Annotated in this window: 11 protein-coding genes; 5 read left to right on the top strand and 6 right to left on the bottom strand. The window is 61.5% G+C overall.

The features are described 5' to 3' along the window. Positions 1 to 190: 190 nt before the first annotated feature. Positions 191 to 2,467 carry a TonB-dependent receptor gene (locus QEZ49_RS03205; RefSeq protein ID WP_280384167.1) on the top strand — a complete coding sequence of 759 codons (2,277 nt, stop codon included), beginning with the start codon at positions 191 to 193 and terminating at the stop codon, positions 2,465 to 2,467. A 124-nt stretch (positions 2,468 to 2,591) separates the two neighbouring features. On the opposite strand, the gene QEZ49_RS03200 is transcribed toward QEZ49_RS03205, so the two are convergent. After that, positions 2,592 to 3,761, bottom strand: a complete 1,170-nt coding sequence (locus QEZ49_RS03200) for a hypothetical protein (protein ID WP_280384165.1) — start codon at positions 3,759 to 3,761, stop codon at positions 2,592 to 2,594. 950 nt (positions 3,762 to 4,711) lie between these two features. On the opposite strand from QEZ49_RS03200, the gene QEZ49_RS03195 reads away from it, so the two are divergent. Beyond that, positions 4,712 to 5,707: a peptidoglycan-binding domain-containing protein gene (locus QEZ49_RS03195; protein ID WP_280384163.1), complete on the top strand. Its 996-nt coding sequence runs from the start codon at positions 4,712 to 4,714 to the stop codon at positions 5,705 to 5,707. 220 nt (positions 5,708 to 5,927) lie between these two features. On the opposite strand, the gene cutA is transcribed toward QEZ49_RS03195, so the two are convergent. Then, on the bottom strand, positions 5,928 to 6,263 hold the full coding sequence (gene cutA, locus QEZ49_RS03190) for a divalent-cation tolerance protein CutA (RefSeq protein ID WP_280384161.1): 336 nt from the start codon (positions 6,261 to 6,263) through the stop codon (positions 5,928 to 5,930). Between the two features lie 41 nt (positions 6,264 to 6,304). Between cutA and QEZ49_RS03185 the strand changes: the two genes are divergently transcribed. Next, on the top strand, positions 6,305 to 7,087 hold the full coding sequence (locus QEZ49_RS03185) for an NAD kinase (protein WP_068464178.1): 783 nt from the start codon (positions 6,305 to 6,307) through the stop codon (positions 7,085 to 7,087). Here QEZ49_RS03185 and QEZ49_RS03180 read toward each other — a convergent pair. Both QEZ49_RS03180 and QEZ49_RS03175 read right to left on the bottom strand, forming a co-directional pair. Further along, positions 7,081 to 7,815 (bottom strand): hypothetical protein, encoded by a 735-nt coding sequence (locus QEZ49_RS03180; protein WP_280384157.1) that lies wholly within the window; start codon positions 7,813 to 7,815, stop codon positions 7,081 to 7,083. The two genes, QEZ49_RS03185 and QEZ49_RS03180, sit on opposite strands and share 7 nt — an antisense overlap. A gap of 201 nt (positions 7,816 to 8,016) precedes the next feature. Then, on the bottom strand, positions 8,017 to 8,592 hold the full coding sequence (locus QEZ49_RS03175) for a nitroreductase (RefSeq protein WP_173954330.1): 576 nt from the start codon (positions 8,590 to 8,592) through the stop codon (positions 8,017 to 8,019). Positions 8,593 to 8,918: 326 nt separating this feature from the next. Between QEZ49_RS03175 and QEZ49_RS03170 the strand changes: the two genes are divergently transcribed. Further along, the gene (locus QEZ49_RS03170; RefSeq protein WP_280384154.1) at positions 8,919 to 10,964 is read left to right on the top strand and encodes a vWA domain-containing protein; all 2,046 of its coding nucleotides are present in this window, start codon (positions 8,919 to 8,921) and stop codon (positions 10,962 to 10,964) included. Positions 10,965 to 11,130: 166 nt separating this feature from the next. Beyond that, positions 11,131 to 12,183, top strand: a complete 1,053-nt coding sequence (locus QEZ49_RS03165) for a hypothetical protein (RefSeq protein ID WP_280384152.1) — start codon at positions 11,131 to 11,133, stop codon at positions 12,181 to 12,183. A gap of 58 nt (positions 12,184 to 12,241) precedes the next feature. On the opposite strand, the gene QEZ49_RS03160 is transcribed toward QEZ49_RS03165, so the two are convergent. Together QEZ49_RS03160 and QEZ49_RS03155 are read right to left on the bottom strand one after the other, a co-directional pair. After that, positions 12,242 to 12,937, bottom strand: coding sequence for a hypothetical protein (locus QEZ49_RS03160; protein ID WP_280384151.1), 696 nt, complete (start codon positions 12,935 to 12,937; stop codon positions 12,242 to 12,244). A 109-nt stretch (positions 12,938 to 13,046) separates the two neighbouring features. Continuing rightward, on the bottom strand, positions 13,047 to 14,087 hold the full coding sequence (locus tag QEZ49_RS03155; protein WP_280384149.1) for an amino acid ABC transporter substrate-binding protein: 1,041 nt from the start codon (positions 14,085 to 14,087) through the stop codon (positions 13,047 to 13,049). Between the last annotated feature and the right edge of the window lie 134 nt (positions 14,088 to 14,221).

The following is a 14,221-nucleotide window of genomic DNA, read 5'->3' as shown; positions in this document are numbered from 1 at the left end:
GGCGGAGCGATCACGGATATGCGTCCGGTGTTGCTCCGCTGCACTTTTATTGTGCCCGATACGAGTCAACAATAACGGAAGGGGGTCGGCGGCGAACCGTGCTCCAGGCATCTGAGCAGCGCTGCACACTAGTGCCTGCTCCGGGGGGTGCCGTGTCGCCGGTCTGAGGGTATTGCGTAGCAGGTAAGTCATGCGTTTTGTACGGCGTTCCGTGTCCGCGGCAATTTCTGCCGCGGTTGCCGCATCCGTTATTGGGCCCGCAAGCGCTCAAGATGCGGGCCAGGCCATTGCCAGCCCAGATGAAGCAGCCGCCATTTCCCTTCCCGAGCTCAGTGTCGAGACGGAAGCAGCTCCCGCCAAGCGCAACAAGAAAAAGCAGACCCTCAAGCGCAACGCCGCCAGCGGCAGCGCTGGCACATCGTCCGGTGTCGTCAGCACTGCGGCGTTGCCCGGCATTGTTGTCGAGGGCGAGAAGGTTGTCCGCACCATGCGCGACACCACCACAAGTATCGGCGTCGTCACCGGCCAGCAAATACGCGACGAACAGATCGAGGATCTGCAGGGCGCACTCAATTCGCAAGCCAACGTGATCGCGCCGAAAGGCGCGGGCGGCAACAACGGCTTCGCGATCCGCGGTCTCAATTCTGAAGGCCTGACGAACAACCAGAACCCTTCAGCGGCGCCGCTCATCTCAGTCGTCATCGACGGCGCCACGCAGAATGCCGAGGCCACCCGGCGCGGCGCGCGCGGATTGTGGGACGTGGAGCAGGTGGAAGTTTTGCGCGGACCGCAGACGACACTGCAGGCACGCAATGCGTTGGCCGGTGCGGTATTCGTAAAAACCAACGATCCGACTTATAAGTGGGAGACGATCGTTGAAGGAACGGTCGGCGGCCAGGATCTGAAGAGCGGCGGTTTTGTTTTCAACGCTCCCATCGTCGTCGGTCAGTCAGCGCTGCGTATTTCCGGCCAGTCCTTCCAGCGCAACCACGACATCTCCTACGGCAATCCCGAGAACAATTCGCTCGACGAAGACGTGTTGCGCACCGTCCGCGGCAAGCTGCTGCTGGAACCGGACAGCCTTCCCGGTCTCAGCGCGCTGTTCACCATCTCGCGGGTAGATGATCGGCCGGCCGTGATGTCGGTGTCGCCGCCATTCTTCGAGCGCCATCTCGACGCCACAGCAAACCTCGACTTCCGCGAAACCAAAACCACGAACTACATCGCCGACGTTGGTTATGACCTGGGCGCAGGCCTAAGCGTGCGATCCATTACGGCCTATGCCGACACTGAGACGGCAATCGGTTCGGCACCCAGCAATTCCTATCAGCGCCAAGTGATGCGCGAAGGCGGAGACTTCACCCAGGATCTGCGACTGGAAATCGAGAACCGCGGCAACGGGCTCTCCGGCGTCGTCGGTCTGTTTTATGGCTCGTTCAAATACGCGAATAATACGTTCGACACGATTGAGGCAGCTTCTCTCGGGCTGCCATTTCCAGGTGCCATCACCGTGCAGGATCTGGCCGTCGACGTCGACACAGAAAGCATGGCGGCCTATGCCGACCTTCGCTATCGCTTCTTCGATCGCTTCGTTCTGATCGGCGGCGGGCGCCTGCTCAAAGATACCGTCAAAAGCTCGACTGTCGGCGATATTCTGCCACTCATCGCCGGCGTCTCGCTGCACAACAACTTCTCAAACGATTTCACTGAAGCCCTGCCGCGCCTGGGCCTGACCTACGACCTGACAGCTGAGCAGACCGTGGGCGTCACCTATAACAAGGGCTATCGGAACGGCTACACCGAGTTCAACATCAACACGCAGCAGTTCAACACGGTGAAGCCCGAGTACCTCGACGCCTATGAGCTGTCGTACCGCTCGAATTGGGCCAACAACACGATCTCGTTCAACGCCAACGCCTTCTATTATGACTACAAGAACCAGCAGGTTGCGTTCGAAGAAGACCTGTTCGGAATGCTGCCCTACCCCGTCTCGTACATCCTCAATGCCGACAGCTCACACGCCTATGGTGCGGAGTTCGAGGCACGCTGGCGTCCGATCGCGCCGCTGCAGCTCTATGGCTCGCTCGGCCTGATGCGGACGAAGTTCGATACCTTCGTAAGCCCCACCGCCGACTTCAGCGGTAACGAATTTCCCGACGCACCCGCATACACGATCGCGGCGGGCGGCATGTATCGTCATGCATCCGGCTGGTTCGCTGGCGCCAATGTCCGCTACACCGACGGCTATTACACGGGCGGCGACCTCGGCAATACCGCGCTGCGTTTCGTCGATAGCTATACGCTGGTGGATGCGCGGATCGGCTATGAATGGACGAACTACACACTCACGCTGTTCGCCAAGAACCTCTTCAACGAAGACTACGTCACCAGCATCGGACAGAACGCGCGGCAGGCCACCGTCGGTGACACCCAGCTGATTGGTTTGACGTTGCGCGGCACATTCTGAGTGTCGCATCCAAAATCTGAAACGCAAAAAGGGCGGCCCGAAGGACCGCCCTTTTTTGATGTGCTCCACACTGGAGCTCAAATACAAGAAAGGCCGCTTTCGCGACCTTTCAGAAGCCTATCTACTAGGCGGCCCGATCATTGAAGGCCGTCAGCTTCTTATCCTCCGCGAGGTCGCTGGCGGACTTCAGCGCAATGCCGATGTATCGCACCCTTCCTGCTATACGTGCCTTCTGCACACCGAGTTCACCGAACTCACGACCGAACGTGGGTAGAGCAAGTGGCTCTTTCTGTTGTTCTTCGCACCATGCGCAGTAATCCTCATATAGAGAAGTTGCAGTCATACTTGATCCGTCTTGCGTCTCGATTCTCTCCTTGTAGAAGCGCTCCACATCCGTTTCGGGAGCGATCAGTCTTGGTTGCTGCGCATTCGTCGCAACGATGACGGCAGCAGTTTCTTCAGTAGCAGCCGGCGCTGCAATCTCAGCAACAGTCTCAATAACCTCGGTCTCAATTTCCTCGGTTACCGACTTGTTGTCGTTTGCGCCGGAACGCGGCTTTTCTATCGCAACAGCCTTGGGAGCTGCCACCACTGCCGCAGCGGTGCTGACCGTGACCATCTCAGGTGCAACGGCAGGCGTCTGACGCTCGTAGAGGCGCCACTGACTAAAGGCAATGTACATGCCAAAGCCCGAACCAACTTCGAGAAGCAGTGCGATGAAGACCGTGAGCGCGGTCTGCACATCTTCTACGCTGATGTTCGGAGCAATAATCGCAGCAAGCTTGGCCAGGACCGCAGCCTGCGGATCCGCTTCAGCCAGAACGTTCTTGCCGCCACTGGTTACCACCGCGATCTTGGACTGGATGTCCGAAATGCGGGCCTCAAGGGATGATGCCTGCTGTGCCGAGCCTAGCTCAGCTGCAAGTGCATGGTACCCCTGACAAAAGTCGCGCGAACGCTTGATCGTCGCTTCCGCGCATCCCTTGGTTGAGCTCCAGGCCTTATCGTTCTTGAGCACCTCCATCTCAGCTTGCACAGCCTGAGCAGGGCGGTGCTGCGGGATCCAGGAAAGCTGTTCCTGGGCCCGTGCCAGATCGGCGCGATAAGACTGATAGCTCTCAGAGGACACTGCGCGTTGGCCGGCGGTATCAAGCCGGTTCAATGCGGCATGCCCTAGGGCAGAGGTCAGCGAATATGCTGTGACCACAACCCAAACGAGGGCGGAGGCGGCTGCCTGCGACCACATTTTCGTGCGTATTGCGGCGAAGAAAAAGAAAGGCACCAAGGCCTTCATGCAGTCCGCAGCCGCGCTGGCTGCGCCGTAGATCTGACCGTCAAACTCGGTTCGTCCGAGACTGACGCCAAATCGCCAGTTCATCGCTGCCGATACGGCGAGCAAGACGCCGGCAGCTAGAACCCCCAACACGCCTAGAGCATGTCTCATGTTTGCCCTCATGAATTATGTTCGCCAGCTGTTGGCTCGAAGCCAACGCCAACGCTTGACTTGTCTCTGTCCACAAGAAGGGCGTGTTGGACAGAATGGCTCCATCTCTGACGCGATTTACGGGATATCTGCCACGGTGACGGTCTCAATCGATCCGCTGAGCTCCAGGATCATTCCCCAATGTTCCTGGTCGGACCGGCGATAACGCGCCGCAACGTATATCGAGAGCTGGATCCCCTTCCCGCCGGGTGCCATGCACTGGAGAGCATCGCCGCTCGATCTCCCCTGTGCGTAACTTTCCCCACGGGACGGGGCGACAAGTTAACAGACGCGGTACTGCCCCTCGGCTTTCCTTGCTACGCGATTCGAAATCTTTTGTTAAGATAATCAGCGCGATAGCCAGAAACGCCTGATTTTTGGCCCATTTCTTGACTGTCTTCAGCCACGCAACCGTCCACAGGTTGCCCACTTTGGCGCTGCATTTTGTCCCCAGGCCGCGGCCGAGTTGTTAACACCTCGCACCTGCAACATGGCGACATCGCCTGCGCCAGCCCCCCTCCCTCACCTGTCGATAACGCACGAAATAAAGTTGCATCCGCCCGTGTGCGGACTTATTTTAGTTAACATTAGGTTACATCTAAGGAAGCTGAAGTTTTTCGCGTCCTTTAAGTGGTTTGACACTGCTGCCGCCGTAGTGTCTGGCGGCGCCGTCTGTACTGGGATGTGCGTCCGGTCATCCTGGCGACCCGGCGGTTGGACCGCCGCAGATCCGGGATCGAAGCGTAAGGGAGTTGACCATTATGCGCGGCCTCGGTGGCTTCGTGTTGTTGGCAGGTGTCGGCGTAGGCCTGTTCGTCTACTTTCCGGCCCCCGTTGACTCCGGCACCACGCTCCAGCAAGCGACGCAGGCGCTGGCGGTCCGACATGCCGCTGATGGCGAAGTTGCAGCCCATCGGCCCCCTTCCCGCGTCAGCCAGATCCAAAAAGCCGTAGCAAATGGCGGCTCACGTCTTGGCGCCTTTGCCCCCGCTCTCAATCTGGCGCCGTCGCATTCACTTACCGCCGCGCCGACTCTGTCAGCCCCCCGCGTAGAGAAAGCCGCTCTTTCCGGTCTCGACGGCTGGTCGACACAGGTTTCCGCCGCGGTGTCCAGCGATGGTGCGCTTGCACCGACGGATGCCGATGCTCGCTATCGCCTCATTGTCGATATTCAGCAAAATCTGAAGCGTGCTGGCTGCTATCCGGGCCGGGTCAACGGCTCCTGGACCGCCAACACCCGCGAAGCCATGCAGGAATTCACCACTCGGGCCAACGCTACCCTGCCGGTGGAAGAGCCTGACTATCTTCTGCTGACGCTGCTGAAATCCTATAACGGCCGCACCTGTGGTGGCGCCGAGCAGGTAGAATCCGCGTCTGTTGCAGCTGGCGCCGGCAGCGTCGCCACCGCTGCGAAGCAGGAAGTGCTGCCCTGGAAGGCCAATTCCGCGCAAGCAGCCACCCGACTTTATACGCCTCTGCCAAGCAGCGCCGCTAACACCGCTCCGCTGCCGGGCCGCATGGCGATCGGTGGCCCGCGCGATTTCCAGCCGGTGCCGCAACAGCCGCTTATTCCGGGTAGCAACGTTGCATCGCTGGATCAGGACCGGTCGGCATACAGTCCACCGGCTGCAGTTCCACCCGGGCAGGCAGCGGCGCCAAAGGCCAATCGCAAGGTCAAGAAGTCGAACAATTCGCGCCGTCCCGCGCGAGGCACACCACGCTATAATCTGATGTTGAGCCTCGGCGGCGTTTATTGATTGATCGGCGCTAGCGCTGATCCAAACGCTGAGCCCCGGCTTATGACACGCTGCGTTTTCACGCCCTTCCGCGCGCACTTGGTTGCGATGCACCAGCGTGCGCCGTGAGCGATCTGCATGCCAGCAGTACGCCGGCATAGGTTGCATCATCACTCTCGCTTCTGCCGCAGTGGCGACTGCATCGCGGCGGCGGGCAATGCCACTGCTGGCTCATCAGACATCAATCCGGCCCGGCTGTTTCAGCCATCAGCCAGTTGAGATAATCGGCGGCGCCGTCGGCCACCTCAATCACCAGCAGCGCGGGATGGTCATAGGGATGACGGGCTGCCACCTCCTGCATGACCTTGGCGGCGAGCTGCGAACGTGTCTTGATGATCGCCACGACTTCGCTATCCCGGTTGATTGTGCCATCCCAACGGTAAATTGAGGTCATGCCGGGCAGGATGTTGACACAGGCCACCAACCTCCGCTCGATGAGTTCCCGCGCCACCTGCTCCGCCACCTCCGCTGAAGGGAAAGTGGAATAGACGAGAACGGGCTTGTCGTTTTGCTGCACTTGCGCCAGCCTCCCACGCCTTGGTTGCGTTCCAGAGCTCGATGTCAAAATTGAAAAACACATTCGACAAGATCGCGTTCGTGGCAAGCGAGATGCCCGAAGCCATGGCCGCGCGCGAACGGCTTGTGGAAGTCTATGGCGATTGCGAGGTTCCCGAAGCGGATGCCATCGTCGCCCTCGGTGGTGACGGCCACATGCTGCAAACGCTGCATCGGTTCATGAACAACGGCGTGCCGATCTACGGCATGAACCGCGGTTCGGTCGGCTTCCTGATGAACGACTACAGCGAGATCAACCTGCGCGAACGCCTCGCCGCCGCCGATATAAGCCGCATCCATCCGCTGTCGATGATCGCCTACGAGAAATCGGGCAAGGCGCACAAAGCGCTGGCAATCAACGAGGTTTCTCTTTTCCGAGAGCGCTATCAGGCCGCCAAGCTGCGCATCATGGTCGACGATACGCTGCGCATGGAAGAGCTGATCTGCGATGGCGTGCTGGTGGCGACCCCCGCCGGATCGACCGCGTACAATCTTTCCGCGCACGGGCCGATTTTGCCGATCAACGCGCCGTTGCTGGCGTTGACGCCCATCAGCCCGTTCCGTCCGCGACGCTGGCGCGGCGCCCTGCTGCCCAACAAGGTGCGCATCGTCATCGATGTGCTGGAGGCCGACAAGCGGCCGGTGAGTGCCGTTGCCGATCACTTCGAAACCCGTGCGGTGACGCGTGTCGAAGTGGAAAAAGCGCGTAACGTCGAGCTCTATATGATGTTTGACGCCAACCACAGCCTTGATGAGCGGGTGCTGGCGGAACAGTTCCGCTATTGAGTTGCAGCGGCGGCGGGAACAGCGTTGATGCGTGCGCGCCAGGCGGCGATAACACGCTCGCGATCAACCCGCGCCGCCTGCTCCGCTGTTTCATTTTCGGATCGGGGCCTTGGCTTCAGACCCAAGGCGACGAGCCGCGGCGGTGCCGCCGTCTTGGCAATCAACAGCCGATAGAACTGCTCAACCGTCATGGCTTGGCGCGTTTCGTCGGCCCCGATGCCGAATGCTGCCGCCAGCCGAGGAGCAGCGGTGGCGAGCGCCAGATCGGGCGTGTTTGCTATTGCTGAAACCAGCGCGACGGCGGTTGGAACATCGACAACGTGAGCGATGAAAAGATCAGCCGCAACAGCCGGTTTTCCAAGCAGCGGCTGCATGCGCCGGGCATTCTCACGTGCAGCAGCTTGCGCAATCTTCGCAGCGATTTTGGCGTTGTTACGGGCGACAAGCAGGCGCTGATGCGCACCCGGAGCCGGAACATAAAACCGCCCGCCACTTGTTACAAAAACACGCCCGCCCAACTTCTGCGCATCATCGGGAACGCCATGCAGCGCCTGCATCCATGAGCGCTCGGAGAACAGCAGCGGGCCTTCAAGGTCACGCTCGACATGTCCTGACAACGGAGGCTGCGCGATGGGCGGTGGCAGGTTTGGCTGGGCACCTTCCACCGACGCCGCAGCGAGCGAGAGCGCCAATGCAAGCTGGGCTGGAACATCCAACAGCGGGCTCAAGGCTTTCACCTCCGCGGCGGTGCGCGACGATCGTTCAAGCCTGCCCGCCACCTCACGGGCCGACACAAACAGGCTGCACGACCATGGTGAAGATGGCGTTAAGTCCCGGCGCAGCATGAACCGAGCGCTGTGCATGCGCCGCTTGATGGGTGATGCCTGTGAAGTGTGAATTACTGGCCGATCAAACCACCGGAGCGCAGCTCACTCGCCCCAGCGACTAACGATATCCGTAAGCGCGGGACGTTCGCGCTCGGTGGGCGCCTCCATCGGCGTGCCGATATAGATGAAGCCCGCAACGCGCTCATGCTCACCGAGGCCGAGCGCCTTGGCCACGTCGGCGTTGTAGGCAATCCATTCCGACAGCCAGGCCGTGCCGTAACCCAACGCGTTGGCCGCAATGCACAGATTGAGGCACGCCGCGCCCGCCGAAAGCACCTGCTCCCACTCCGGCGCGCTGCGATGGGGCGTAACGCGCGAAATGGCGGCAATCACCATCGGCGCCCGCTGCAGCCGGTTGCGTTCGGTTTCGAGCCTCACGTGGGACGGTGGCTCCTGCTCCGCCGCGACGCAGGCCTCGGCGATCGCCTCACCCAGCTTCGCCCGCGCATCGCCCTCGATCACGATGAAGCGCCACGGCGCCAGCTTCTTGTGGTCGGGCACACGCGAAGCAATGGTGAAAATAGTTTCCAGCTCCTGCGCCGTGGGCGCGGGAGCCTGCAGGCGATCCGGCTTCACGGAGCGGCGCTTCGACAGAAAATCAATGACGGGGTTTTCCATTGCGACACTCCTGTGAAATTGCGGGGCAGAAACGGCAAAAGCTATGAGCGGGAAAGGCTGGCCGCCTGAATTCATATTCTGAATCGCTGGGTTAGCCGGCAACGGACAGATCGGCCCGCCATCGTCCCTTAGCCAGACCAATAGGCGTAACGGCACCTGCCTCAGGTGGTCTAACCGTCGCGACCGCTTCCCGCCAAGCCGAAATTGCCGCAGCAATTCTGATGTTGGGGTTTCACCGCCGGGCGATACCGGTGGGGAAGCGGATAGGCTATTGTGCCCGGGCCGAATCCGCCCTGCGCACACGTGCGCGGCAATCAGGGACACGCATGTTGCAGCTCAACAGACCGCTCACCTCGCTTTGCGCCGCCGCCGTGATCGCTATCGGCACGATTTCCGCCATCGCGAGCCTTGGCAGCGTCTCGGCACGCGCGCAGGAAGCCGCTGCTGCCGCCACTGTTACCCCGACCGCTGCGCCAACAGCCATGATCATCGTCGATGGTTCGGGCTCGATGTGGGGGCATCTGGGCGATGAAAAGCGTTCGAAGCTGGAGATCGTGCGCGATGCGCTGCGCACGCTGGTGCCAGACCTGCGCGCGCAGGCCAGTGTCGGCCTGGCAGCGTTCGGCCATCGGCGGCGTGGCAATTGCGGCGATGCCGAGATCGTTCTGCCTCCCGGCAACAATGCGGCTCGCAACCTGTCGGCAGCGGTCGACCGCATGAACGCCGTTGGCAAGGGACCGGTGGTGCTGGCGCTGCGGGAGTCAGTCAATGCAATCGCGGGCGCCAAACCCGCCAGCATCGTTCTTGTTGCAGACGACATCGACAACTGCGGTCAGGATATTTGCAGCGCGACCGAGAACCTGCTCCGCGCCAATCCCGGCCTTGTGATCCACACCGTTACGCTCGGCCTTTCCGCCGCTAAGATCGCGCACATGAGTTGCCTGCCGCGTCTGACCGGTGGCCAGATGTGGAATGCTACTGACACCGGCACCGTTTCATCGGCGCTGACACAGGCATTCCGGCTTGCAAAGCTCATCCCCGATCCGCAGGCTGAAGAACCGGCGCCGCTTGCCCATGCCGATGACGCCGCTCAGCCGGATGCTCCGGCAGCGCCCGCCCGACCGGCTGGCCTTTATTTGACGGCAAGCCTCGGCGCATCGGCTGCACCGTTGAATGTGCCTGTGCGCTGGCGCATCCGTCATGCTGACGCGGGCGGCGAAATCGTGAAAGAGATTGCAGCGCCTTCCCTGATCGAAAAGCTTGCCCCCGGAACCTACGAGATCGAAGCGCAGCTTGGTTTGGCATCGGCACGCCAGACCGTCACCTTTACCGGTGATGCGGCTGTCGATGCGCGCTTTGATCTGGACGCCGGCGTGTTGAAAATGCAGGCGCGCCCTTCCGCTTCCGGCGCACCGCTGGCCTATCCGATCTTCACGGTGACACCCGCGAATGCTCCGGCGGGCACACCGCCCGTCTGGCTGGGTCGCGAAGCGGGGCCGGAAATCGTTGTGCCTGCGGGAGACTATAACGTCACCGCACAGAGCGGCGCCGTGCAGCAGCAAAGCACCGTCACCGTCACGGCAGCCGCAGGCAGCGGCTTCACGCCGGTTCTCACCGCCGGGCGACTGGAACTCTCGGCTACGGGCGGAACCGGCGCAACGCAGGGCGAGCCTTTGACGGAAGGCGTCACGTTTATTCTCTATCGGGACGATCCGGATGCGCCGCAGGGCCGCCGCGAGGTTCTGCGCTCCGCTGCAGCCAAGCCCACCTTCATGCTGCCGGCTGGCACCTATCATGTGACCGCCAAAACGGCGATGGCAGAAGCGCGGACGCAGGTGGCAGTTGGCGCGGGCGATGTCGTCCGGCACGCGCTGCCGTTGGCGCTGACACGCGTGACGCTGGCCGCCGTGCACAGTGGCGAAGCGACCGGCACAGCCTTGGGCCAGATAACCTACCGCGTCATCCGGCTTGGCTCCGATGCTGCCGAAATAGCCCGCACCATCGATACCGAACCGCAGTTTGATCTTTCGGCCGGCCGATATCGGTTTGAAGCCACCGTGGCCGACAGCAACGTGATCGCCGCCACCGAACTGACGCTTGGCGCCGGACAGGAGCAGCGTGTTTCTCTCCCGCTGCAAAGTGGCAGTGTGACGCTGAAACGGGCCGATGCCCGCAACGTGCCCGGCAGCGTATTCTGGGAAATACAGGATGAGAAGCAGCGCACCGTTCTGCGCAGCAGCGATCCCGAGCCCACCGCAGTGCTGGCGCCGGGGCATTACGTCGTGCGCGCCGACACAGCCGATCGCCCATTGCTGAGCACGGTCGAGATCAAAGCCAACGAACACCGCACGTTCGATTTCACCGATCAGTGAGGGCTGCTTTCAAACGGGCGGGCGGTCTCGGCTGCCTGCCGATAATCAGACGAACGGAAATGTCATAATTCAACCACGTCGGAGAGTTTGAAGAGGTCATGACCGTTCTGCCACAAAGCCGCGTAATGTCCGGACGCATGCAGCTATGATCCCCGCCTGCTCTGACATGAAGCTGCCCGCTGGGCCACGCGCTGGCAATGCCAAGGCGCAAGGCGCACCGACGTTTGCTGGCTGTGTGCGCGCGCTGGCTTGCGGTTGTGCGCTGCTGCTGAGCGGGTCACTTGGCGCGCCTGCTTCGGCGCAGATGTCCGACTTCGACACCTCCGTTGAGCGGCTGCGCGGCGCTTTCCCGCCCGACACCGGTCGCGACACGCCGGCCGATTCCGTGCCTGGCCCCTCGCTGCCGACAAACACAACGGTTGTTCCGCGCGCACCCTCCGCCGACGGCACGACGCCGACCGGCAGTCAGGTGAATTTAACCGCCCTGCTCACTGTTGACGGCCAGAGGATAGATTCCGGTGTGATCTGGCGCGTATACGCAGCGTCACGCGATCCGCGCGCGCGCCCCAAGCCGCTCATCACCAATCGCGAGCCCAGCCCGACGATTGAACTTGATCCGGGCGAATACATTGTCAACGCAGCGTTCGGGCGCGCCGATATCACCCGCAAGATCGTCGTGACTGCGGGCACCATCACGTCTGAAAAGTTTGTGCTCAATGCTGGCGGCCTGAAGGTCAAGGTGCTGGTGGATGGCGCCGAGCCGCCGACCAACACCGTTGCCTATGACATTCTCTCCAGCGAACGCGACCAGCTGGATAACCGCATGCGCGTGCTTGCTGGCGCCAAACCCAACATCGTCAACCGCCTGAATGCGGGCATCTATCGTATCGTGTCGCGATATGGCGATGCCAACGCGAAGGTCGAGGCCGACGTTACCGTCGAAGCTGGCAAACTGACCGAAGCCACGGTGACCCATGCGGCTGCTCGTGTAACATTCAAGCTGGTGGCACGTGAAGGCGGTGTGGCGTTGCCCGACACGCAGTGGACCGTGCAGACGCCCGACGGCCAGCTGGTGATGCGCAGCGTTGGCGCGCTGCCGACCCACATACTTGCACCGGGAACCTATGCGGTGACAGCCAAGGGACAGTCCGGCGTTTACAAGCGCGATTTCACGCTGGCCGATGGTGACATCGCCCACGTCGAAGTCGTCATGCAGTAACGCTTACGATCGTGAGGCGCGATGCTGTGCCGTCGTTCCGTTCAACGGCGATCGTGCTCTAGAAATCGGTCAACACCCAATCGCTCGGACAGCCATTGCGCTGCATGCGGACGTCGACGTCATCGTAGGCGTCTTTTCTGCCGATCTCGTGAAAGAGAATCCGCGCGATCTGCCAGTGCTCGCAGGCCGTAGAGGGGTCGCCATTTGCCTGTGCGATATCGCCCAGTATTACCCGCCCGCGGGCATGCGGTTCCTTCAGGCCAAACTCAGTGGCGCCGCGCACGCAGGAGCGCAGCAACTCTTCAGCTTTCTCCGGGCTGCCGTTGGCAAGGTGCCATTCCGCCAATGCAAGGTTGAGTTCGGGCAGCCGATCGTTGGCCCCCATTGCCGTAGCAACGTCGATGGCTTTCAGAAGAGACGGCCGATCAGCTTCCGGAGCGATAGCGGCAACGCCGAGCATCACGTTGCGGGTCTCTGGCGGCGTTGGCGCGGCGCCATCATGGTCCTCGATGTCTGCGACATCACCCGCAACGGTCTCAACATTCGGCACTGCATTCCGGTCGTCCATTCTCTCAACGTCAGCGGCCTGACGCTTCTCTTCCGCTAACCGTGCGCGCTCCATCTCGCTGCCGTATCGCGCCGCACGTCTGGATAATCCCAGAGCGATGATGGTGATCATCAGCGCCGCGATAAAAACTGCGATCAGCACCAGCGCCCGTTCAGGATCGACGCTCAGATCGGCGGGCCACGTCATCTCACCGCACCTTTTTCATCGCGACGTTCCAAACACGGATGGGGCTATCAGCCTGGGTATCGGACTTGCGCGGCATCGCACCGTACGCAAGACCGCAAGCTGGACAGCTTCAGCGGAAGGGCACTGCGTACATCAAGCCGCCTTTGGTCCAAAGATTATTGAGACCACGGGCAAGCTTGAGATCCGATTTGGCACCGAGATTACGGTCGAAGATCTCGCCGTAATTCCCAACGTTCTTGACGATCAGATAGGCCCAGTCACGCGGCAGCCCCAATGCCTGCCCGAGATTGGCCTCCAGACCGAGAAAGCGGCGAATGCTCGGCTGTGTTGCCGCGCGCTGCGCATCGACATTCTCTGAGGTGAGTCCCAGTTCCTCAGCCTCGATCAGCGCCATCAGCGTCCAGCGCACGACGCCGAACCACTGCGGGTCGCCCTGTCGCACGGCCGGGCCGAGCGGCTCCTTGGTGATGAGCTCCGGCAGAATGATGTGATCGGCGGGCGTCTTCAGCTTGCTGCGCGCCACCGCCAGAAGGGAGACATCACCCGTCAACACCGTACAGCTGCCCGCCGCATAGGCCTGCACCAGATCGTCCCAGCTCTCCTGCGCGACGATCTGATAACGCATCCGCTGTGTGCCGAAGAATTCCGCCACGCCCTGCTCGCCCATGGCGCCAGGCAGTGCGCAAATCGATGCGCCGGAAAGCTCCAGCACGGACGCTACAGCATTGCCGCGCCGGGTCAGAAAGCCCTGGCCGTCATAAAACAGCACGCCAGCAAACCGGGCGCCAAATTCGGTATCCCGGGTCAGGGTCCAAGCGCCGCCACGGGCCAGCACGTCTACGTCGCCGGATGTCAGCGCCTTGAAGCGATCATTGGGTCCGAGCGGCCAGAATTTGACGGCATCGGCCGTACCAAACACCGCTAGTGCCAGCGCCTTGCAGAAATCAACGTCCATGCCGCTGCGCACGTCCGCCGCACCGGTCTGCGAAAAACCGGCCTGCGCTTCACCGATCCCGCAGTTCAGCACGCCACGCGCCCGGATGGTATCCAGCGTGGACGTTTGCGCGTGCGCCACCGACAAGGCCGCGAGCAGCAACCCAAATGCAAGGATCACCCGGACCGGACAGCGAAGTGTTTGAAAAATCTGCATGGCTTGAATGTTAGTGTGGGCCGATCACGCCAGCGGCGCAAGGGTCACAGTGCTGCGGTTTGATGAAACATTTGCCGATCAATCGATAAACTGCTCAATCCCGCAGATTGGTGGCGGGGTCAAGGCCTTGACCC

The organism is Hyphomicrobium sp. D-2, assembly GCF_029872155.1.
Taxonomy (GTDB): domain Bacteria; phylum Pseudomonadota; class Alphaproteobacteria; order Rhizobiales; family Hyphomicrobiaceae; genus Hyphomicrobium_A.
The sequence above is the reverse complement of the archived record's forward strand: the minus strand, read 5'-3'. Positions and strand labels throughout refer to the sequence as shown.

Bases quoted from the DNA above. Each gene is read 5' to 3' on its own strand.
- QEZ49_RS03205 (WP_280384167.1), top strand. From the start codon at position 191: ATGCGTTTTGTACGGCGTTCCGTGTCCGCGGCAATTTCTGCCGCGGTT.
- QEZ49_RS03200 (WP_280384165.1), bottom strand. From the start codon at position 3,761: ATGAAGGCCTTGGTGCCTTTCTTTTTCTTCGCCGCAATACGCACGAAA.
- QEZ49_RS03195 (WP_280384163.1), top strand. From the start codon at position 4,712: ATGCGCGGCCTCGGTGGCTTCGTGTTGTTGGCAGGTGTCGGCGTAGGC.
- QEZ49_RS03185 (WP_068464178.1), top strand. From the start codon at position 6,305: ATGTCAAAATTGAAAAACACATTCGACAAGATCGCGTTCGTGGCAAGC.
- QEZ49_RS03175 (WP_173954330.1), bottom strand. From the start codon at position 8,592: ATGGAAAACCCCGTCATTGATTTTCTGTCGAAGCGCCGCTCCGTGAAG.
- QEZ49_RS03170 (WP_280384154.1), top strand. From the start codon at position 8,919: ATGTTGCAGCTCAACAGACCGCTCACCTCGCTTTGCGCCGCCGCCGTG.
- QEZ49_RS03165 (WP_280384152.1), top strand. From the start codon at position 11,131: ATGAAGCTGCCCGCTGGGCCACGCGCTGGCAATGCCAAGGCGCAAGGC.
- QEZ49_RS03160 (WP_280384151.1), bottom strand. From the start codon at position 12,937: ATGACGTGGCCCGCCGATCTGAGCGTCGATCCTGAACGGGCGCTGGTG.
- QEZ49_RS03155 (WP_280384149.1), bottom strand. From the start codon at position 14,087: ATGCAGATTTTTCAAACACTTCGCTGTCCGGTCCGGGTGATCCTTGCA.